Consider the following 21,942-nt stretch of genomic DNA (forward strand, 5'->3'; position numbering starts at 1 on the left):
ATCAAGCGCCTTATTTTGTAAGTTATTACGTAATAAAATTACATTAAATTTAAAGTCGTTTTATCATTTCAAACAAGCGTATGAATATAGACTGGTAAACAAACACCTTGTATTCACAAGGGCTGAAGAGATGGATTTAAACAGGGGTCAAACAAGGTATGCAGGGCTTTGTGTAAAATTAACATTGTGAAATTTCACTATTTTATGAAAGCTTCATCAAAGAAGAGCTGTAAAATTTTACAAGTCAAAGTTTACCAACAGAATAAAATACTAGAAAGCGCACTGTTTCCAGTGCGCTTTTAGATAAATAATGGAGAAGTAAGGGCTAATACTAATAGCTAAAGCAGCTCTGAAACGACTTCTGCAAGTTGATTAAATGTTTTCGTTCTTGACGAGCTCGGACGCCAAACTAAGCCGATTTCGCGATAAGCTTGTTTACCTGGAGGATCGATCACGACTAAATTCTGGTTATGCAGCAAGCCATGGTCGATAGCCATTTGAGGAATGAACGTTGTTCCCAAACCATTCGCAACCATTTGCACCAGTGTATGGAGGCTGGTTGCCGTAAACGGATTGATTTTTTCTTTGTCTGTTAATTTACACGCTGATACCGCATGTTCCGTTAAGCAATGTTCTTTCTCTAGTAGAAAGACGGATTCGTCAGGTAAATCCGCGTAACGAATCGGCACAGGGACCGATTGGGCTTGATTAGCGCTTATAACCATTCGAAACGGATCCTTACCCACTACTCGGCTTTCCATCCCATCAATTTCGACTGGTAACGCTAAAATAAGCACATCCAGCTCACCATGTCTGAGCGCTTGGAGTAAGTTTGTCGTCGTGTCTTCTCTTAATAAAAGGTTCAGTTGTGGGAAACGGTAGTTCACCTCTTGTACCAAATCACACAGTAAAAACGGAGCAATTGTTGGTATGCATCCTACTTTTAGCTGGCCTTGCATATCGTCGCCTTGGCACATACGTCCAAGCTCGACCAAATCTTGCCCTTTTGCTAACAGCTCTCGCCCCTGCTTTACTACCATTTCTCCTGTTTGGGTAAAAACCAGTGGACTTTTCTTGTCTTTCTTTTCATATAATGGACAGCCAATCAACTCCTCTAAGTTTTGAATACCCTTACTTAAAGTCGACTGACTGACAAAACAACGCTCTGCAGCGTCACTAAAATGTCTTGTTTCATGCAGTGTGACTAAATAGTGTAACTGCTTCAAACTGGGCCATTTATTCATAATTGTATTTGTATCTACCGCCGTTCCAGTGATCGAGTTAAGAGTTTTGTTATTATCGTTTTTTTCGATTAACTCAATCTATTTATTTCGCTTTTTTCAATACTACAATCTGTACTATAGTTTGTCTCGTACAAACACGAACCAAACCGACACAACTGAATTCGGTTTGGAGCTAACCATACTTTTTAGGAGCAAAAAAATGGTACTAGTAGGTCGTCAAGCCCCTGATTTTACTGCAGCAGCTGTTCTAGGTAACGGTGAAATCGTTGAAAACTTCAACTTTGCAGAGTTCACTAAAGGTAAGAAAGCAGTAGTATTCTTCTACCCACTAGATTTCACTTTCGTTTGCCCATCTGAGCTAATCGCATTCGACAACCGTCTAGCTGACTTCCAAGCTAAAGGTGTTGAAGTAATCGGTGTTTCTATCGATTCTCAGTTCTCTCACAACGCATGGCGTAACACTGCTATCGAAGATGGCGGTATCGGTCAAGTTAAGTACCCACTAGTTGCTGACGTTAAGCACGAAATCTGTAAAGCTTACGACGTTGAGCACCCAGAAGCAGGCGTTGCTTTCCGTGGTTCTTTCCTAATCGACGAAGAAGGCGTTGTACGTCACCAAGTAGTTAACGACCTACCACTAGGCCGTAACATCGACGAAATGCTACGCATGGTTGACGCTCTTAACTTCCACCAGAAGCACGGCGAAGTATGTCCTGCACAATGGGAAGAAGGTAAAGCAGGTATGGACGCATCTCCAAAAGGTGTTGCAGCGTTCCTATCTGAGCACGCAGCTGACCTAGGCAAAAAATAATAGACCTTCACCCTAGCTCAACGGGTGTGATGGTTGGATGTATATAAAGCAATAAGCTAATGCGGAAAACCGCAAACGCCAATCAGTCTAAGTAAAGTCCTATCAAAGCCCAGAGCCTCTGCTCTGGGCTTTCTTTTTCCTTCAGATAAACCGCCAAAATGAGGTAACGCTTTAGCGTAAACTTTACCTCTATTTATCATCCCCTCCATACAGATTCTGCTTACTGGCCCTGTTAATATCTTAGCCACAACACTTATTTGTAACGTTAGCAGGATGAATGAACGTGGTTACTCACCTAGAAGTCTGTATTGATAATATTGAATCTCTGCACTACGCCATTGCTGGCGGCGCCACTCGGATTGAACTTTGCTCCTCTTTGGCTTTAGGCGGACTAACACCCAGTTATGGCTTTATGCAGCAAGCGGCTAAGCTTTCTAGTGTTCCAGTTTATGCCATGATCCGCCCACGCCAAGGTGACTTCTTCTACAATGAAGAAGAGATCGAAATGATGCGTTGGGATATTGAAGCAGCTCACCAATCAGGCTTGAGCGGTGTCGTGTTCGGCGTGCTCACTCAAGACGGTGATATTCATATGCCTTACGCGGCTGCGCTGTGTGAATTTGCTCAAGCGCTTGGCTTAGGCGTGACCTTCCATCGTTCCTTTGACCAGTGTCGTGACGCTGAAAAAGCTTTGGAAGAAGTGATCAGCTTAGGTTGTGAACGTATTTTAACCTCCGGTCTTGCGCCTTCAGCACCACAAGGGATCGATGTGCTTAGAGCTTTGGTTAAGCAAGCCCAAGGACGCATAGCAATCATGGCGGGTGCTGGCGTTAATGCGAGTAACGTACGTGAGCTAGTAGAAGACACTCAAGTTCCTGAAATCCATCTGTCAGGCAAAACCACACGCCCTAGCCAAATGACCTTTGTTGCTGAACAAAGCAAAATGGGCGCATCCGATGTCGATGATTTTTTAATCCCCATCACAAGTACACAAGCCATTACCGATGTCGTAGCAGCTCTCAAATAGACCACCGTAACCTCACGCGCATAGCTTTTGAGTGCTAACATATTGTTTATCAAGGAGTGAGGAAATGTGTATGTCTAAATTGAAGAAAAAGGAATACGAAAAGGAGCTCAAAAACCTTCAAGTTGAGCTCGTAAAACTTCAAGAGTGGGTCAAACACAAAGGGTTAAAAGTGGTGGTTCTGTTTGAAGGACGTGATGCTGCGGGCAAAGGCGGAGTGATAAAGCGAATTACAGAAAAGCTAAACCCGCGTGTTTGTCGCGTAGTGGCTCTGCCTGCACCGACAGAAAAAGAAAAAACGCAATGGTACTTCCAACGTTACGTCGCTCATTTACCATCTGCTGGTGAAATCGTTTTATTTGACCGAAGTTGGTATAACCGAGCAGGTGTCGAAAAAGTCATGGGGTTCTGTACTCCAGACGAATACGAGGAGTTTTTACGCTCTTGCCCTGAATTCGAGAGAATGTTGCAACGATCTGGGATTATTCTGATTAAGTATTGGTTTTCGGTTTCAGACGAAGAGCAGGAAAAACGTTTTCTAGGTCGAATTAATACGCCGATCAAACGTTGGAAATTCAGCCCAATGGATTTAGAGTCACGTCATCGCTGGGCGGAGTATTCGGAAGCAAAAGATAAGATGTTTGCCTATACAGACACGAAAAACTGCCCTTGGTGGGTCGTCCCTTCTGATGACAAAAAGAAAGCGCGCTTGAACTGTATCAGTCATTTACTAAGCCAGATTGACTACAAAGCACTTGAGTACTCACCCATCGAATTACCTGAACTCAATAAAGAAGGTTACGTCAGAGCGCCCATTGATGATCAGACCTTCGTTCCTGATAAATATTGACGTGCTTTCCTTCTCTCTAATAAATAGGCCAGCCTAAAAGCTGGTCTATTTGTTGAAGTCAGTTACTTCAGTACGTCATCAATACTTTGATCACCTAGGTGGCGTACATCTTTCCCTTTCACAAAGTAAATAATGTATTCACAGATGTTCTGGCAGCGGTCCCCCACGCGTTCAATCGCGCGTGCAGACCACATCACTTGCAGAATATTAGGGATATTTTTTGGATCTTCCATCATGTAAGTCATCAACTGACGAATCACCGCTTCATACGCGGCGTCTAGTTTGTCATCTTGTTTGTGCACCTCTGCTGCCGCTTCTACATCCATACGGGCAAACGCGTCTAAAACCTGATGCAGCATATTAATTGCCTGACGGCAGAGAGGCTCTAACGACACTTGGAATTGTCGTTCTTTTGATGATGGGCTTTCAATGGCAACGTAAGCAATGCGTGTCGCCACATCACCGATGCGTTCTAAATCCGTGATCGTTTTGATGATAGCCATGATTAAGCGCAAGTCTTTTGCCGTTGGCTGACGCTTAGCAATAATGCGTGTACAGGCGTCATCGATCGAGACTTCCATCGCATTCACTTTATGATCGTCACGCACAACCTTACGCGCCAGTTCGATGTCTTCTTTATGCAAGGCTTGAATAGCATACGAAAGCTGCTGTTCTACCAAGCCACCCATGGTTAATACATGAGTACGAATCGATTCTAGCTCTACGTTAAATTGTCCTGAAATATGACGTCCAAAGTGCATGATGTTCCTTATTCCGTATAGAGTCGCGACTTAACCGTAGCGACCCGTAATGTAATCTTCGGTCTGTTTCTTCATTGGCGAAGTGAAGATCGAGTCCGCGTCAGAGTATTCAATTAACTTACCCATATGAATGAATGCAGTATGATCGCTCACTCTCGCCGCTTGTTGCATGTTATGGGTAACGATAACGACAGTATATTGAGTCTTCAGCTCATTGATAAGCTCTTCAATAGTTAAAGTTGAGATTGGATCCAACGCTGATGTTGGCTCGTCCAATAACAGGACTTCCGGCTCAATCGCCACCGCACGCGCAATGACCAAGCGCTGTTGCTGACCACCAGATAAACCAAATGCGTTCTCATGCAAGCGGTCTTTTACCTCATCCCACAACGCCGCCGAGCGCAAGGATCGCTCCACTGCGTCATCTAAACTGCGGCTGTTTTTTACACCTTGTAAGCGTAAGCCATAAACTACATTTTCATAAATAGACTTAGGAAATGGATTGGGTCTTTGAAACACCATCCCCACTCGGCGTCGAAGTGTCGCAACATCGACATTAGGATGATAAACATTCTTGCCATGGAGACGCACTTTGCCTGTGACTCGACACCCTTCCACTAAGTCGTTCATGCGATTGATGCAACGTAATAACGTCGACTTTCCACACCCTGAAGGACCGATAAAAGCGGTGACTCGCCCTTTGGGAATTCGCATCGAAATATCATGCAGCGCCTGAGTTTGACCATAGAACAGATTAAGGTTCTCGATTGAGATGGCTGTTTGTTCATCCGTTAAATTATGAACATCCAATGGTGGCTCATAACCTAATGTACTATCAAAATTAAACATACTTAATCTTGTCCTAACGTTCTGTATTTTTCTCGTAAATTATTGCGAATACTGATTGCTGTTAAGTTTAGCCCGACAATCACTGTCACGAGTAAGAAAGAGGTGGCATAAACTAATGGTCGCGCCGCTTCGATGTTGGAGGTTTGAAAGCCAACATCGTAAATGTGAAAACCTAAATGCATGAACTTTCTATCCAAATGCACATAAGGGAATTGTCCGTCAACCGGTAAACTGGATGCCAATTTCACGACCCCCACCAGCATCAGTGGCGCTACTTCGCCAGCTGCACGTGCAATCGCAAGGATCAAACCTGTGATAATAGCTGGCGTCGCCATAGGTAAAACCACACGCCATAGTGTTTCGAACTGAGTTGCACCAAGCGCCAGAGAACCATGTCGTACTGAGCTCGGAATACGAGTTAAACCTTCTTCAGTAGTCACAATCACAACTGGAAGCGTCAGCACGGCAAGAGTTAGTGCAGACCATAACAAACCCGGCGTACCAAAGGTTGGTGCCGGTAGCTTCTCCGCATAGAATACGTTGTCGATAGAGGCACCAATCGTATAAACGAAGAAACCTAAACCAAACACGCCATAAACAATCGATGGAACACCCGCTAGGTTTATAACCGCAATACGAATAACTCTGGTTAGAGCGTTATTCTTAGCGTATTCATGTAGATAGATAGCGGCGATCACCCCGAGTGGCATCACAATGATCGACATGATGAGTACTAAGAAAACCGTACCAAATATCGCAGGGAACACGCCTCCTTCGGAGTTAGACTCTCTTGGATCTTCAGATAAAAACTTCCAAACCTGTTTTCCCCAATGCATGACTTTATCAGGCAGTGACATTTGGTTTGGATACCAGTAGTCCAAAATGTCTTCGAGCGGAATCGATACTTGTGACCCCGTCATATCCTCGGCAATCAAGGCATAGTCAGAGAGCTGAAGTCGTAAACCATCAAGTTGCAAATCTAACGTCGCAAGCGCTTTTTCTATCTGCTCTTTTTTCGTCTGATTTTCCTTTAAGAAGCTTTCTGTCAGCGTGTCATTCAATTCATGCTTGCGCTTTTCTAATCGCAACTGCTCTAGCTTCCAACCAAGCTCTTTAAGCTGATCGACCACCAAAGAATCAATCTCATGGCGCAGAGTTTCTGCATCATCAAGCTTTTTATTTAGTATCGATTGAATATCACTGGTGTATATATTATCGCCATCTTGAAACGCCACCAGCTTACCAAAGAAATAACCACCGCTACTGCGCTCTATCACCGCCCACTCTTTTGGCGTCGTGGGCTCATCCAACTGCATTTGCAATACGGAGATAAAATCGGCGGGATACAACTCTCGGTTAGCGATTTTGATGTTGAGTCGCGTGGCAAAATCTTCATCGTCTTCTAACTGTTGTGCTGCGCTTTCAGGCAAATAACTCTTCGGTACAAAGCTGCGCTCATACACTTGACCAATCAGAATAGTATTTTCATGTAGCACTTCACCTTGTACAGGAGTCAGCGCTGCAACATTCCACTGATACAAAGGCGCTGGCCAAAAGTAAGTCAGGCCTTTCCAGCCGATAAGGAGTAACAACCCTAATACCGACAACAAACTGATGCTGACTGCACCGCCTGTTAGCCATATCCACGGTGCGCCAGAACGAATCCAATTTAACACGTTATTACTCGCTCTTTATTCAAACCATTATTACAACGCACGGTACTTATCTCTCAGTCTCTGACGAACCCACTCCGCAAGCGCGTTTACTGCAAACGTAAACACAAATAAAATCAATGCAGCTAGGAACAGCAGGCGATAATGCGAACTTCCAACTTCCGACTCTGGCAACTCAACGGCGATGGTCGCCGACAGGCTGCGCAATCCTTCCAAAATATTCCAATCCATTAATGGCGTATTGCCCGTTGCCATTAATACAATCATGGTTTCGCCAACAGCGCGTCCCAGGCCCATCATAATGGCAGAAAAAATACCTGGGCTTGCAGTAAGCAAGACAACATAGATTAAAGTTTGCCAAGGCGTGGCCCCTAATGCCAAAGAGCCATCCGATAAATGCTTCGGTACAGAGAAAATGGCATCTTCGGCAATGGTAAAAATCGTCGGGATAACAGCAAACCCCATCGCTAACCCCACCACCAATGCATTGCGTTGATCGTAACCAATACCATGCTCGGTTAAGAATAAGCGCATATCGCCACCAAAGAACGTCTGCTCAATCGTAGGCGAAATCCACACTCCAAGCCCAATCAGTACCAATATGACAGGCATGAGCACTAAAGCATGCCAACCATTAGGCAGACGATTCCGCAAAGGTTGCGGTATTAATGCCCATAGCCCGCCCATAATCATGGTGCTCAAGGGCAAAACAAACAGCATAACGACGATCGTAATCAAATGATCTTCGACAATAGGCGCGAACCACAATCCCGCGAGGAAACCTATGATCACCGTTGGCAGTGCTTCCATTAGCTCAATCGACGGTTTTACTACACGACGCATGCGTGGCGACATAAAGTAAGCCGTATAAATAGCACCTAGCACTGCGAGCGGTACTGAAAACAGCATCGCAAACATCGCCGCTTTTATCGTTCCAAACGCAATAGGTACTAGGCTGAACTTAGCCTCAAAGTTATCGCTCGCCGAAGTCGATTGCCACACAAATTCAGGCTCAGGATACCCTTCGTACCACACTTCTTGCCATAATGAAGACAATGAAATTTCCGGATAGGCATTGTCCACTTCCGCAACATTTAACGCATTATTTTGCCAAGTGATTAAGTAGCGTTCATTGTTAGACATTGCTGCGATTGCGGGCGCTTGATTGTACGCACGCTTAAACAACACCAGTTTTTCACTGGTTGTATAATGGCTTTGCAACGTGCCGTTGGTGTAAAAGCTATAAAATCCTTTTCGATGAGAATCCGGCAACAAATACTTAAGCTCTGACGCCAATTTAAAATCACGAATATGCGTTAACGTGCGTTTTTCTTCTTGCAGCGTATCAAACCATTGCGACACCCGACCATCGTTGTGCGTCACCAAAAGCGAGTAAGCACCAGCCAATAAGTCTATCGTACGAACGGAATGCTTCTTATCACCTTGAGTGAGATCGACCACCTCTCGCACAGCAAATTTACGTGCGGTTTTCTTTAACACGATCAACTCAGAGCCATCGCGCAAATAAAGCGTTTCACCGTCAGGTGTCAATAACATTTGCTGAGGCGTATCAAAACCTGAAGAGAACGTAAAATCAATCGTTGTAGGAGGCGTACCCAAAGACGAAGCCACTTGCCAGCGAGCTTTCACTTCACCGCTTTGTGTCTGCCAAACAACCGTTGGTAAGGGCGTCGAAGCTGCGAATACAAACTGAGTCACAGGATCTTGAGGCGTACTTAGTGTCAGATCCATGCTGGTGTCTAGCTCAATCACTTCCGGAGGACGTGTATTTTCTCTCAACGTGGCATTAAATTCTGGCTTGAAAAGGTTCGCTTTACCCTGCCCATCAACAAATCCATACCAACCTAGCCCAGGAGCAGATTGAGAGAAAGCGACGGGTTTCTGGACGATTTGCTGTGTATACACCGCAGGTTTCGTAGGCTCGTCCATCGACAAATATTGAATCTCACCACTTTGGGTTAGGACGAACGCAAGCTGAGCGTAATCATCCACTGAAATCGCAAGTGGTGTTTCAATATGAGTGGCTCGAATGGCTTGGTTGGTTTTGATCTCCGCATCAGAAAAAAGCGGAATGATCACCATGGCGAGGTAGACAAAGATCAAAATAAGCGCCGCGAGTACGCCGACACCACCGGATGTCACTGCAAGTCGAACTAAACGATCTTTTATCAGTCGTTTCTTATCTTTTTCCTGCAATGAAAACTCGGCTTGTGCCATTTAAATCTCTACCTTTTTTGACTTAGTACTAGAATATGTCGTTAAGATGACAATTATATTACAGATCACATTAAACACCTGAAAAGAATACAACTCTTATGCAATGCGTGGTATGAAATAAATCTGTAATGAAAATCTCATAATGTTCTCACTCATCCATTTTTCCAAGATGAGTACGTAATACTTCACTTTTGGCTAGGTAAGGTTATGAGCGCAGAAAAACTATATATAGAAAAAGAACTGAGTTGGTTGTCTTTCAACGAACGAGTATTACAAGAAGCTGCCGATAAAACCGTCCCTTTGATCGAACGTATTCGCTTTCTTGGGATCTTTTCCAACAATTTAGATGAATTTTACAAAGTACGCTTTGCGGACGTGAAGCGCAGAATCCTAATCAGCCAAGAGCGCGGTGGCAGTGATAGCCCTAAACGACTGTTAACCAAAATGCAGTCGAAAGCACTAAAGCTTAACGAACAATTTGATGAGCTTTACAGCGAGTTGATTCGAGAAATGGCGCGACGTCGCATTTTCTTGGTCAACGAGCAACAACTGGATGAATCGCAACAAAAGTGGATCGCGAAATACTTCCGTAGAGAGGTAATGCCGCATATCACTCCCCTCCTAATGAAAGACGAGATCGATGTTCTGCAATTTCTCAAAGACGAGTACGCTTACATCGCCGTAGAACTGCGTAAAGAAGAACATTACCAGTACGCTCTGATCGAAATTCCGACCGATCACCTTCCCCGCTTTGTGATGGTACCAGAACAGAAAGGAAAGCGTCGAAAAACCATCATCTTACTTGATAATATTATCCGCCACTGTTTGGACGAGCTGTTCAAAGGCTTTTTTGATTATGATGAGCTTAGCGGCTATGCGATGAAAATGACGCGTGACGCTGAATACGATTTACGCAATGAAATCGAGTACAGCTTGCTTGAACAAATGTCAGAGGGTGTCAATCAGCGACTGACAGCAAAGCCCGTTCGCTTCGTCTACGAACGCGATATGCCGCCTCAAATGTTAGAGTTTCTGTGTAACAAACTTAATATCTCTAACTACGATAACCTTATCCCCGGCGGACGCTATCACAACTTTAAAGACTTCATCGGCTTTCCAAATGTTGGACGAGAGTATCTTGAAAATAAACCTCTCCCGCCAATGAAATGTGCCGATTTCGAAGGTTATGCCAACAGCTTTGACGCGATTAAAGCGAAAGATATTCTGCTCTATTATCCCTACCACACTTTTGACCACATTAGTGAGTTAGTGCGCCAAGCCTCCTTCGATCCCAAAGTACTTAGTATCAAGATTAACATTTATCGCGTCGCGAAAGATTCTCGCTTGATGAACTCTTTAATTGATGCAGTGCACAACGGCAAAAATGTCACTGTGGTCGTCGAACTGCAAGCTCGCTTTGATGAAGAAGCCAATATCGAATGGTCAAAAGTATTAACCGAAGCGGGTGTGCACGTCATCTTTGGTGCGCCTGGTCTTAAGATTCACTCAAAGCTACTGATGATTAGCCGCCGCGAAGGTGAAGAAATTATTCGCTACGCACACATCGGCACAGGCAACTTCCATGAGAAGACGGCACGAATTTATACCGACTTCTCCCTGCTTACGGCAGATCAAGAAATCACTAATGAAGTCCGTAATGTCTTCGGTTACATTGAGAATCCATACCGACCAGTGAAGTTCAATCACCTTATGGTATCTCCTCGTAATTCTCGAACCCAAATCTACCGCTTAATTGATAATGAAATTGCGAATGCCAAGCTAGGGAAAAAAGCCGCTCTTACGATCAAGGTCAATAACCTAGTCGATAAAGGCATCGTCAATAAGCTTTATGGAGCAAGTACTTCCGGTGTAAAAATAAACATGATCATTCGAGGTATGTGCTCATTAGTACCGGGCATTGAGGGGATCAGCGACAATATTCGCATCATCAGTATTGTTGACCGCTTTCTTGAGCACCCTCGCGTGGTGATCACCCACAATGATGGCGATCCGCAAGTTTATATCTCCTCCGCAGACTGGATGACAAGAAATATTGATCACCGTATCGAGGTAGCAGTACCAGTCCGTGATCCACGTTTGAAACAGAGAATTATTGATATAACGAATATCCATTTTACCGATACAGTAAAGGCTCGTTTAATAGATAAAGAAATGAGTAACGCTTACGTACCACGAGGTAATCGCAAAAAAGTTCGCTCTCAAATCGCTATCTATGACTATCTTAAAAATATAGAAAAGCAAACTAGAAAACAAAATTCAGATGCCTCAAATACTTGAACAAGATACTCGCTACATTGCCGCGATAGACCTCGGCTCAAACAGTTTCCATATGGTGGTGGCCAAAGTTGTCGGCAGTGACCTACAACTGGTTAGTCGTCATAAACAACGTGTTCGCTTAGCATCAGGACTCGACAGTGAATTGAACTTAAGTCACGCCGCAATGGAGCGTGCGCTAGAATGCTTAGCCATGTTCGCTGAGAGGCTGCAAGGGCTTGATGAGTCAAATGTACGTATCGCCGCCACACACACACTAAGACGCGCTAAAAATGCCCACCTTTTCATTGAGCGTGCGAAAGAAGTGATGCCTTTCCCGATAGAAATTATCCCTGGAGAAGAAGAAGCCCGCCTGATTTACTTAGGCGTCGCGCACACTCAAGTAGAATCCAACTCCAAACTAGTCATCGATATCGGAGGCGGCAGTACCGAGATGATTATTGGACAAGAATTTGAGCCTGAGCTTCTCAACAGTAAACAGATGGGATGCGTCAGTTTTACAGAGCAATACTTTAAAAACGGCAAACTGTCAGGAAAAAACTTCAGCAAGGCGATGTTAGCGGCCGAACAAAAACTCGAGTCCATCGCTTCAACATATCGTAAAAAGGGCTGGGATATTGCTCTCGGCTCATCAGGAACCATCAAAGCGATTCAAGAAGTGCTAGTAGGATTAGGTTTTGAAGATGGCCTGATCACAGCGAGTCGACTGGATACACTTATCGAAACTCTGTGTAAATTTGATTCCATTGAAGATATTGAACTGGCGGGTCTAACAGAAGAACGTAAACCCGTATTCGCAGCAGGCGTAGCGATTTTGTCCGCGATTTTCAAAGCGCTTCGCATTGAGCAAATGTTTTTCTCCGATGGTGCTCTACGCGAAGGCCTGTTGTACGAAATGGAAGAGCGTTTTGCGCGCTCCGATATTCGTATGCGCACCACAGAAAATTTAGCCAACAAGCACCGGGTCGACTTAGAGCATGCCGCTCGTGTGAAGGGGCATGCACGTGAGATGTTATGTCAGGTACGCTCTGAACTAGGCATTAAGAAAAAGAGTGAGTTATTTGACTTACTAGAGTGGGCAGCGTTGCTTCATGAAGTCGGATTAAGTATCAACTTGCGTAGTTTCCATCGCCACTCTTTTTATATTCTGTTGCACTCCACCCTACAAGGCTTCAACCGTGAGCAGCAATTAGTGCTCGCAACATTAGCTCGCTTCCAGCGTAAAGCGCTCAAATTGCAAGAACTACCAGATTTCAACCTCTATAAACAGAGTGACGTTATAAGCCTCATCAAAATATTACGACTTTCTATCGTATTAAATGGGCAGCGTAATGAAGATCCATTGCCTGATATCACCTTATCTATCAAAAATGACGAATGGATTCTCACATGCACAGATGAAGCATGGCTAGAAAACAATAAATTACTTCACGCGGATTTACAGGAAGAACAAGAACGTTGGGACAGCGCGAAGTGGACACTCACTTTCTGATCTCGTACAGTCCATACCTAAATAAAAAGTCGGCTTACAGGCCGACTTTTTTTAACTCTTCTTCTGCAAAGTCTGCCGTAATGGGCACATAACCATCTTTCTCAACCAACGCTTGTCCCTGAGCAGAAAAGATAAAGCGAATAAACTCAGCTTCAATTGGTGTTAATGGGTAATCAGGGTGCTTATTCACGTAAACATATAAGTAACGTGATAGTGGGTACTTACCACTAACAATATGTTCTCGCGTTGGAGTCACGTAGTCATTTCCCATTTTAGCCACAGGGACTAAGCGCACGCCTGCCACTCGATAACCGACACCGGAATAACCAATTCCACTGATGGTTGACGCTACAGCTTGCACAACTGACGCGGAGCCTGGCTGCTCGTTAACTCGAGTCTTGAAATCGCCGCCACACAAGGCATTGCTTTTGAAGTAACCATAAGTTCCAGAAACGGAGTTACGACCAAACAACTGTACGTTTCGCTTTGCCCACTGTGATTCAAGACCGAGTTGCTGCCAGTTTGTGACAAATTGACTTTCACCACAGCGCAGAGTTGCAGAAAACAAAGCATCTAACTGACCAAAGTTGAGCCCTTGAATTGGATTGTCTTGATGGACAAAAATACCGATAGCATCGATAGCTACCCTAAGCGCCGTTGGCTTGTAACCATGTTCACGTTCAAACGCTTCAACCTCTCTTAAACGCATAGGACGGCTCATGGGACCAAACTGAGCTGTTTGTTCGGTCAATGCTGGGGGAGCAGTGGAAGAGCCAGACGCTTGGACTTGCGCATTAATATTCGGGTAAATGGATTTAAACTCTTCCACCCAAAGTGTTGTCATGCCTGCAAGTGTATCGGATCCAACAGAGAGCAAATTCCCGACAATCCCAGTCGTTTTATGATAATTCGGCAATGGTTTATCTTGAGCGCCAGCCATACAGGAACAAACAAGCGCGAATAAACTGAATGTTTTTGCCAATCGTAACGCCATTATTTCACCACCAAACGCTCAGGCAATACGAAAGAAAACTTACTGCCCACGCCTACTTCACTGTGAATTTCTAAATGAGAGTCATGGTGACTCAGCGCGTGTTTTACAATGGCTAGCCCTAAACCACTTCCTCCAGTATCACGTGATCTTGCTTTATCTACTCGATAAAAACGCTCGGTAAGTCGGTGTAGGTGCTGAGGTTCAATACCATCACCGCTATCTTCCACCTCTAAGCATGCGCCTTGAGAGGTCTGGAACCAACGAACATTAATGTTCGCACCAGGTGGTGTGTATTTGACGGCGTTATAAACGAGGTTAGAGATAGCACTACGTAACTGGTCATCATCGCCCAACACGCGTAGGCTTGCATCAACATCAAATTTCAATTTATGTTGGTTGTCCCCACTAAGGCTAACCGCCTCTTTTTCTAACACTTCAAGCATCGCGGGCACATTCACGACTTCCTCAAGCTCATGCATAGGTGCCGCTTCAATTTTAGATAGTGTCAGTAGTTGGTTCACCAAACTGTTCATGCGGTTAAGCTGCTCCGTCATGACACCATGAGCTTTGCTCCACATTGGACCCACGACCATATCAGGGTCTTCTGTCATCTCAAGATAACCTTGTAGCACCGTCATTGGTGTACGCAGTTCATGAGATACGTTGGCAAAGAAATTGCGACGCATTCCCTCAAGTTGTTTTAACTGGCTAACATCACGCACCACCATCAAATGTTCACCTTCGGTATACGGTACGATACGTAGTTCTAGCATGCGTTCGACATTGAGTGGTGAACGCATTTCTAATGGCTCTGAAAAGTCTTTCTTGTTGAGGTACTTGATAAAATCAGGTGTACGAATGAGATTGGAGATAGGTTGACCTGAATCTTCTGGCCAATGGAAGCCCAGTAAGTGCTGAGCCAGCTTGTTGCACCAAACAATATTGCCTTCAGCACGGAATACCACTACCGCATCGGGTAGCGATTCTGCACCATTTCGGAATCGACGAATAAGATTAGTAAGCTCTTTTCGTTTGCGGCGTTGGCGCTGTTGTAAGCGATACAACCCATTGAACAAAGATTCCCAGTTACCGCTACCAGATGGTGGCGTGAGGCGTTTTTCATCCCATAACCAAGAAGATAAACGTACTTGGTTATGCAAATGCCACACAAGCTGCAATGCCGTAGCTGCCAAAAGCAACCACGGCATATAACCGAATATCCAACCTACTATCACCCATGGGGTGTAAAAAAAAGCCAGCTCCCAGGCCAGCTTTTTCCACGTTAATCTTTCAACCACTCATAACTCCAGAAATGGTACCGATAAGCTGCGTGTTAATTTATGCCTTCGTCGAGAAGCGGTATCCAGCACCACGAACAGTTTGGATCAGCTTATCATGCCCTGCAGCTTCCAATGCTTTACGCAGACGGCGAATATGAACATCGACTGTACGGTCTTCGACATACACGTTGGTGCCCCAAACATTGTTTAATAGCTGCTCACGGCTGTATACGCGTTCTTGATGCGTCATGAAAAAATGAAGCATCTTAAATTCTGTTGGGCCCATGTCTAATGGCGCATCATTAGCCGTAACACGGTGCGATACAGGATCAAGCTTCAATCCCTGTACATCAATTACATCTTCTAGTGCAGTAGGGGTAACGCGACGAATCACCGCTTTTAGGCGTGCAACCAACTCTTTAGGAGAGAATGGCTTGGTAATGTAGTCATCCGCACCGACTTCTAAACCGCGCACTTTATCTTCTTCTTCACCACGAGCGGTAAGCATCACAACTGGAATGTTGCGCGTTAATTCCTCTCGCTTCATATGTTTGATGAAGTTAATGCCACTACCGCCTGGTAACATCCAATCCAGTAAAACTAAATCAGGGAAGGGTTCAGACAGTTTGGTTACTGCAGTATCGTAATCTTCCGCTTCTACCGCTTGGTAACCTTTCTGCTCAAGTACGAAGCACAGCATTTCGCGAATAGGAGCTTCGTCTTCAACAACCAGAATCCTTCTAGACATAATTGAGTAACCTTATGTTCGTTGAGCTAATGAATTTAAGAGACAAAGCGCCTCTCTATGCATAAGCATTATCACTACCAATTATGACACTTTTGTGACCTTTGAAAACAAATTTTCATATAACTTTCTTTTGAGGTTCATTCGGATATTTTTCATTTCTATTAAGACATCAGCACAAAAATTCCCTATGATTAGTCCCTTGTCATCAAGCCTAGAGAAGATTTATGTGGTTTAAAAACTGTCTGGTATACCGCGTTAACCGCGAGGTTACTTTTAACGCCGAACAACTAGAAACTCAGCTGTCTGAATTCCGATTCACCCCGTGTGGCAGTCAAGACAAACAGAAATTTGGCTGGGTCAGTGCAATGGGTAGACATGGCGATATGATGACTCACGTGTCAGAAAACCGCATTCTGATTTGCGCCAAGAAAGAAGAGAAAATGCTACCTGCCTCTGTGATCAAAGAATCATTGAATGCAAAAGTAGAAGCAATGGAAGCGCAAGAAGGTCGTCCTCTGAAGAAGAAAGAGAAAGACAACCTGAAAGATGACATCGTAATGGATTTACTGCCGCGCGCATTCAGCCGCAGCAGCCACACTCACGTGCTCATCATGCCAAAAGAAGGTTTTATCCTTGTTGATGCAAGCAGCTATAAAAAAGCAGAAGATGTATTAGCATTGCTTCGTAAAACCATGGGTAGTTTACCTGTTGTTCCTGCTATTCCAGAAGTGGCGATTGAAACTACGCTAACCGAGTGGGTGAAAAGCGGTGACACACCTCAAGGTATCAGCATGATGGACGAAGCTGAGCTAAAATCCGTACTTGAAGAAGGTGGTGTGATTCGCTGTAAGAAGCAAGAGCTAACCACTGATGAAATCCGCAACCACATCGCTGCGGATAAAGTCGTGACAAAACTTGCGCTTAATTGGCAAGATCGTATTGAGTTCATTATGACGGAAGATGCAGGCATCAAACGTCTAAAATTCTCTGATGAATTGAAAGATCAAAACGATGATATTCCACGTGAAGATCAAGCAGCTCGATTTGATGCAGACTTCTCTCTAATGTGTGGAGAGTTCAGTGCTTTCCTTCCCAACCTATACGATGCGCTAGGCGGCTTAGCGAATCCTAACACATAATATTGTATAAAGGTCAACCATAACGCCCTCACTTTTTTTGAGGGCGTTTTTCTATCTGAAGCACAATTACCCTAGTCACAGTTCACATTTTGACGTAAAATTTGCGCCCCATTTCCATTAGGTGGAATTGGCCTGACTTGTGATCAGATAAAAGAGAATTGAGCAATGACAACTGAGAAAGCATTCGTGCCTGAGCTACTATCTCCAGCGGGCAGCCTGAAAAACATGCGTTACGCATTCGCCTACGGGGCAGATGCAGTTTACGCTGGCCAACCTCGCTACAGCCTTCGCGTACGTAACAACGAGTTTAACCACGAGAACCTAAAAATCGGTATCGATGAAGCCCACGCCCTAGGCAAAAAGCTTTATGTGGTATGTAACATTCAACCACACAACTCGAAGCTAAAAACGTTCATCCGTGATCTTAAGCCAATCGTAGAGATGGGTCCTGACGCATTGATCATGTCAGATCCAGGCCTAATTATGATGGTTCGTGAAGCTTTCCCAGAAATGCCAATTCACCTTTCTGTACAAGCGAACGCTGTAAACTGGGCGACCGTTAAGTTCTGGGCAGCGAATGGCGTGGAACGTGTGATCGTTTCTCGCGAGCTATCTCTAGAAGAAATCGAAGAAATTCGTGAGCATTGCCCTGAAACTGAACTTGAAGTATTCGTTCACGGTGCATTATGCATGGCTTATTCTGGTCGTTGCCTACTTTCTGGCTATATCAACAAACGTGACCCTAACCAAGGCACTTGCACTAACGCATGCCGCTGGGAATACAAAGTTGAAGAGGGTAAAGAAAACGACGCTGGTGACATCGTAGAGAAATTCGACCCGACGGAAGCACAGCCTGTCGAAGTACAAGACGAGCGTCCTGAAACCACAATTGGTCGCGGCAAACCAACAGATGAAGTCGTTCTACTTTCTGAAGCACACCGTCCAGAAGAAAAAATGGCAGCTTACGAAGACGAGCATGGTACTTACATCATGAACTCTAAAGACCTACGAGCGGTTCAGCACGTTGAACGCTTAACTAAGATGGGTGTTCACTCATTGAAAATTGAAGGTCGTACTAAATCGTTCTACTACTGCGCACGTACCGCTCAAGTTTATCGTAAAGCAATTGATGATGCTGTAGCAGGTCGACCATTCGATGAAAGCCTAATGGGTACACTAGAAAGCCTAGCTCACCGTGGCTACACTGAAGGCTTCCTACGCCGCCATACACACGATACTTACCAAAACTACGATTACGGTTACTCAGTCTCTGATGCTCAACAGTTTGTTGGTGAATTCACTGGCAAACGTCGTGGTGACATGGCTGAAGTAGAAGTAAAAAATAAGTTTCTTGTCGGTGATAGCCTTGAACTAATGACGCCAAAAGGCAATATTGTTTTCACGCTAGAGGCAATGGAAAACCGCAAGTCAGAGTCTATTGAAGACGCGAAAGGAAACGGTCACTTTGTATTCATTCCAGTACCAGCAGAGCTAGATTTAGAATATGGCCTATTAATGCGTAATCTAAACTCAGGGCAGGACACCCGTAACCCGACTGGTAAGTAACCATGGCCTTGCTCATTACTGATAAATGCATTAACTGCGACATGTGTGATCCCGAATGCCCCAATGGGGCAATCAGTATGGGAGAGAGCATTTTCGAAATTGATCCAGCGCTATGTACAGAGTGTAAGGGGCATTACGAAAAGCCGACCTGTCAGTCAGTGTGTCCAATTACAAAATGCATAATCACAGATCCGAACCATGTCGAAACTGAAGAGCAGTTGCTTGAAAAATTCGTGATTATTCAAGGGTTAGCATAAGAGCAATTAGGTTCAACTTTGGCATCAAAGTTGAACCTTTTCTCAACCTGATTTTTCAATAGGGATAATATTGCAGAATAGCTCTTTTTCAAAATGATACTCTAGTCTCTCACGCCAATTTTCCGCTTGAGAAACAGGTATTAAATAAAAGTTTTCTCGGCTCGTATCAGTAACGAAAGCCATCCCATATTGCATCAGCTCATAATGCACATCATTAACAAAACCCGGATCAAGGCGTTGACGCCCAGTCAGGTGATTCACATCCTCTCGAGTCAAAGAGACTCCTTTAGTATCACTGCTAAATCTGTGTCTTAACCACTCTGCAAATTCTTTTGCACAAATCATAGTCATGGTTTTGTCCTTGATTTACTCTTCTAACAGGAAAAGGGCATATCCCTGCCTTACACACTTGTCTGCGTTGTTATCGCTTTTTAGCCAACTGACAGACATATTGCTAAGAAACTAGAGTATCGTGACGAAAGATCTTTTTCTAAACAAAGAAGTTACAACTTACCCATACTACAACTCTTTGTTTAATTTAGATTTCTATAATATGTCCCCAAAACTAATTGGGTTAGTTTTTGTATTGGTATTATTCAATGTAGACAAAAGTATGATGTTTCTCCAGTTTCATAAAAGAGATCACCAAGTACAGATAAACCTGGAGAGTAACACTAATTAGGATTGATAAGCGGCAAGCATTGAGGTGGAACGACTTTTTTTCGTTTGGGCTTAGAGGTTGTTTTTACCCGTGGAGGGGTATCAATAGGTTTCGCTTTCGGGGCCCAACTTGCGAGCTCAACACCGCAGCCATCGCCTACTGGAGGTGGTGCTTGATCAACACAATAGTCGCTCGAATCAGGACAAGACAACCTGACGTGAAAGTGGTAATGATGCCCCCACCATGGACGTACTTTACGTAACCAAGAACGATCTTTGCCGTTTTCTTGCAAGCAAAGTTGCTCCTTAATAACAGGATGTACAAAAATTCGTGCAACATCCTTACTTTTTGAAGCGTACCGAATTAGCTTAAAGTGCCGTTCTTCCCAGCGATGATTAAGTATGGAATAACCTTTTAAATCCACCACACTCATGGGCTTAGGAAGTTGTAATTCGTTATAAGAAAGCGGTTGGTCAGCAAGTCTTAACCAGATATCGATATCTAACCCAGTTTGATGACTAGAATGACCAGAGGAGAACCTTCCACCTCTAGGTAAAGATAAATCACCAATTAGCAGAGTGGTGTTGAGATTTTGATGAGCTTTAAGCGCCAGATTTTCAATAAACTCTATCGTTTTAGGGTGCCCATAGTAGCGCTTCGTTTTACTACGTAAGACTTGATAACCAACGCCATCGAGAGGCAAGGGTAATGCACCATCTAAACAACCGTTAGCATAACTACCAATAGAGGAGGAAGAGTTTCGGGTAGGATTAACCGCAGACTCCCAAGGAGTAGAACATACTGAAGCTGAGAAACATAAACCCAAAGTTACAATGAAACTCAGCCTCATAGCCTTTAACCTTTAGTAGTGTTCGCCATTATCGTAATAAGCTTTAGGAGATAAAGCGGAAAAGATAACTGCAACATCAATATCGGCACCAGCGATACCGCGCACTTGTTGCGTAATAAGCTTGGCAACTTCATCTTGCACTTCCTGGCCACGGTCGAACCAAAGCACTTCGACAAAAGGATATGCAGCACTCACCTCTCCCTCATTGAAAAACGTAGTGTAGATATACTCAAAAGTAAAATCCTCACGCGGACAGTCCATTAGAGGCTGAAGTTCATCCGTAAGAGGTTTTGATAATGCCTGAACAGCTTGTGGCTCTACAGCACGGAATCGAAAATGTGGCATAAACTTACTTCCTAATTATTAGCATCAATGCATGATGATAACAGGAACCAAGTCAGTAATCATCCAAGCCAATGTAACCACTGACCTTTCAATAGATTGTGAATCAGATGTGCTCGATAACGAAGAAAAAGCGTTATGAAAATTCGAAAGTAAAACAGAAAGAGCAAAGCGATACATCAACATTTAATAATTACATTACTAGAAAATAAAACTATCTGAAGCAAAGGTATGCCATATTCGTCGGATAAACATACACCTGACGTCGAAACTATACGTTAGGAATAAAAGAGCCCCTGACCTAAGCCAGAGCTTATGAACATGGGGGATAGGTGAAGTGGACCAATATCCCGGAGATATGAACTTTCAATCCCCCGATACTTTGGTATCAGAGGAATCGACAACTCTCCAACTAGTCAGATTCTCTTTTCTTCAGATGTAAAAAAGCCCCAGCATTACTGCTGAGGCTTTAGAGTATGGCAGGGGTGGAGAGATTCGAACTCCCAACACGCGGATTTGGAATCCGCTGCTCTGCCAATTGGAGCTACACCCCTGTAATTCGTGTTATTGAGACGACGCTCAAATAAGTGGCGGAGTGGACGGGACTCGAACCCGCGACCCCCGGCGTGACAGGCCGGTATTCTAACCAACTGAACTACCACTCCGCAGTGGTATCACTCGCTTTAATAAGCAAGTGTCCGCTTTTGTCTTCACTTTTCGAAAAAGTGAAAATAAAACTAAAGCCTGGCGATGTCCTACTCTCACATGGGGAAGCCCCACACTACCATCGGCGCTATTTCGTTTCACTTCTGAGTTCGGCATGGAAATCAGGTGGGTCCAAAACGCTATGGTCGCCAAGCAAATTCTT

19 protein-coding genes, 2 tRNA genes and 1 rRNA gene are annotated in these 21,942 nt (G+C 44.2%); 8 read left to right on the forward strand and 14 right to left on the reverse strand.

All coding sequences use genetic code 11. The annotated features are described in order from the left end of the window. Window positions 1–338: 338 nt before the first annotated feature. Window positions 339–1,244, reverse strand: a complete 906-nt coding sequence (locus R7P72_RS16295; protein WP_005383681.1) for a hydrogen peroxide-inducible genes activator — start codon at window positions 1,242–1,244, stop codon at window positions 339–341. Window positions 1,245–1,443: 199 nt separating this feature from the next. Between R7P72_RS16295 and R7P72_RS16300 the strand changes: the two genes are divergently transcribed. The 3 genes from R7P72_RS16300 (at window position 1,444) to ppk2 (ending at window position 3,929) form a co-directional block, all read left to right on the forward strand. Beyond that, window positions 1,444–2,055: a peroxiredoxin C gene (locus tag R7P72_RS16300; RefSeq protein WP_005381738.1), complete on the forward strand. Its 612-nt coding sequence runs from the start codon at window positions 1,444–1,446 to the stop codon at window positions 2,053–2,055. Between the two features lie 283 nt (window positions 2,056–2,338). Further along, window positions 2,339–3,082: a copper homeostasis protein CutC gene (locus R7P72_RS16305; RefSeq protein WP_148299889.1), complete on the forward strand. Its 744-nt coding sequence runs from the start codon at window positions 2,339–2,341 to the stop codon at window positions 3,080–3,082. 70 nt (window positions 3,083–3,152) lie between these two features. After that, window positions 3,153–3,929 carry a polyphosphate kinase 2 gene (gene ppk2 / locus R7P72_RS16310; RefSeq protein WP_005381743.1) on the forward strand — a complete coding sequence of 259 codons (777 nt, stop codon included), beginning with the start codon at window positions 3,153–3,155 and terminating at the stop codon, window positions 3,927–3,929. A gap of 62 nt (window positions 3,930–3,991) precedes the next feature. Here the strand turns inward: ppk2 and phoU are convergent, their stop codons facing one another. From phoU to R7P72_RS16330, 4 genes are read right to left on the reverse strand one after another with little or no spacing between them, the layout of a single operon-like run. Continuing rightward, window positions 3,992–4,690 (reverse strand): phosphate signaling complex protein PhoU, encoded by a 699-nt coding sequence (gene phoU / locus R7P72_RS16315; protein ID WP_025768856.1) that lies wholly within the window; start codon window positions 4,688–4,690, stop codon window positions 3,992–3,994. Window positions 4,691–4,720: 30 nt separating this feature from the next. Then, window positions 4,721–5,539 (reverse strand): phosphate ABC transporter ATP-binding protein PstB, encoded by an 819-nt coding sequence (gene pstB, locus R7P72_RS16320; protein WP_005381745.1) that lies wholly within the window; start codon window positions 5,537–5,539, stop codon window positions 4,721–4,723. A gap of 2 nt (window positions 5,540–5,541) precedes the next feature. After that, on the reverse strand, window positions 5,542–7,215 hold the full coding sequence (gene pstA / locus R7P72_RS16325) for a phosphate ABC transporter permease PstA (protein ID WP_025768855.1): 1,674 nt from the start codon (window positions 7,213–7,215) through the stop codon (window positions 5,542–5,544). Window positions 7,216–7,245: 30 nt separating this feature from the next. Further along, window positions 7,246–9,450, reverse strand: coding sequence for an ABC transporter permease subunit (locus R7P72_RS16330; RefSeq protein ID WP_047102164.1), 2,205 nt, complete (start codon window positions 9,448–9,450; stop codon window positions 7,246–7,248). A 207-nt stretch (window positions 9,451–9,657) separates the two neighbouring features. On the opposite strand from R7P72_RS16330, the gene ppk1 reads away from it, so the two are divergent. Both ppk1 and ppx read left to right on the forward strand, forming a co-directional pair. Then, complete coding sequence (ppk1, locus tag R7P72_RS16335; RefSeq protein WP_005381748.1) at window positions 9,658–11,748, forward strand: polyphosphate kinase 1; 2,091 nt, start codon at window positions 9,658–9,660, stop codon at window positions 11,746–11,748. Then, window positions 11,732–13,237, forward strand: coding sequence for an exopolyphosphatase (gene ppx, locus R7P72_RS16340; RefSeq protein ID WP_033905789.1), 1,506 nt, complete (start codon window positions 11,732–11,734; stop codon window positions 13,235–13,237). The genes ppk1 and ppx overlap by 17 nt, the downstream gene beginning before the upstream one ends. A gap of 34 nt (window positions 13,238–13,271) precedes the next feature. Here the strand turns inward: ppx and R7P72_RS16345 are convergent, their stop codons facing one another. The 3 genes from R7P72_RS16345 to phoB are packed head-to-tail and all read right to left on the reverse strand — an operon-like array spanning window position 13,272 to window position 16,259. Continuing rightward, complete coding sequence (locus tag R7P72_RS16345) at window positions 13,272–14,231, reverse strand: PstS family phosphate ABC transporter substrate-binding protein (RefSeq protein ID WP_285437743.1); 960 nt, start codon at window positions 14,229–14,231, stop codon at window positions 13,272–13,274. Further along, window positions 14,231–15,529 carry a phosphate regulon sensor histidine kinase PhoR gene (gene phoR, locus R7P72_RS16350; RefSeq protein WP_005383667.1) on the reverse strand — a complete coding sequence of 433 codons (1,299 nt, stop codon included), beginning with the start codon at window positions 15,527–15,529 and terminating at the stop codon, window positions 14,231–14,233. Before phoR ends, R7P72_RS16345 begins: the two co-directional genes overlap by 1 nt. A gap of 40 nt (window positions 15,530–15,569) precedes the next feature. Then, window positions 15,570–16,259, reverse strand: coding sequence for a phosphate regulon transcriptional regulator PhoB (gene phoB, locus R7P72_RS16355; RefSeq protein WP_104975874.1), 690 nt, complete (start codon window positions 16,257–16,259; stop codon window positions 15,570–15,572). Window positions 16,260–16,483: 224 nt separating this feature from the next. On the opposite strand from phoB, the gene rdgC reads away from it, so the two are divergent. From rdgC to R7P72_RS16370, 3 genes are all read left to right on the forward strand, one after another. Next, complete coding sequence (gene rdgC, locus R7P72_RS16360; RefSeq protein ID WP_193837474.1) at window positions 16,484–17,398, forward strand: recombination-associated protein RdgC; 915 nt, start codon at window positions 16,484–16,486, stop codon at window positions 17,396–17,398. A 165-nt stretch (window positions 17,399–17,563) separates the two neighbouring features. Further along, a complete protein-coding gene (yegQ, locus tag R7P72_RS16365; protein ID WP_005381754.1) occupies window positions 17,564–18,964 on the forward strand; it encodes a tRNA 5-hydroxyuridine modification protein YegQ in 1,401 nt (466 codons plus the stop codon). A gap of 2 nt (window positions 18,965–18,966) precedes the next feature. Further along, window positions 18,967–19,221, forward strand: coding sequence for a YfhL family 4Fe-4S dicluster ferredoxin (locus R7P72_RS16370; protein ID WP_005381763.1), 255 nt, complete (start codon window positions 18,967–18,969; stop codon window positions 19,219–19,221). Between the two features lie 42 nt (window positions 19,222–19,263). On the opposite strand, the gene R7P72_RS16375 is transcribed toward R7P72_RS16370, so the two are convergent. The 6 genes from R7P72_RS16375 to rrf all read right to left on the reverse strand — a co-directional run bounded on the left by R7P72_RS16375 (window position 19,264) and on the right by rrf (window position 21,933). Beyond that, window positions 19,264–19,572 (reverse strand): hypothetical protein, encoded by a 309-nt coding sequence (locus tag R7P72_RS16375; protein WP_005381765.1) that lies wholly within the window; start codon window positions 19,570–19,572, stop codon window positions 19,264–19,266. A gap of 323 nt (window positions 19,573–19,895) precedes the next feature. Further along, window positions 19,896–20,732 carry a penicillin-insensitive murein endopeptidase gene (mepA, locus tag R7P72_RS16380; protein WP_017633932.1) on the reverse strand — a complete coding sequence of 279 codons (837 nt, stop codon included), beginning with the start codon at window positions 20,730–20,732 and terminating at the stop codon, window positions 19,896–19,898. A 12-nt stretch (window positions 20,733–20,744) separates the two neighbouring features. Continuing rightward, window positions 20,745–21,077, reverse strand: coding sequence for a DUF1904 domain-containing protein (locus R7P72_RS16385; protein ID WP_005381768.1), 333 nt, complete (start codon window positions 21,075–21,077; stop codon window positions 20,745–20,747). 474 nt (window positions 21,078–21,551) lie between these two features. Then, window positions 21,552–21,628: transfer RNA gene (locus tag R7P72_RS16390), tRNA-Trp, on the reverse strand. A gap of 34 nt (window positions 21,629–21,662) precedes the next feature. After that, a tRNA-Asp gene (locus R7P72_RS16395) sits at window positions 21,663–21,739 on the reverse strand. Between the two features lie 77 nt (window positions 21,740–21,816). Beyond that, window positions 21,817–21,933: ribosomal RNA gene (rrf, locus tag R7P72_RS16400) — 5S ribosomal RNA — on the reverse strand. Window positions 21,934–21,942: the final 9 nt, after the last annotated feature.

Origin of the sequence: Vibrio sp. Vb0888 (genome assembly GCF_033338835.1) — a bacterium.
Classification (GTDB): Bacteria; Pseudomonadota; Gammaproteobacteria; order Enterobacterales; family Vibrionaceae; genus Vibrio; species Vibrio alginolyticus.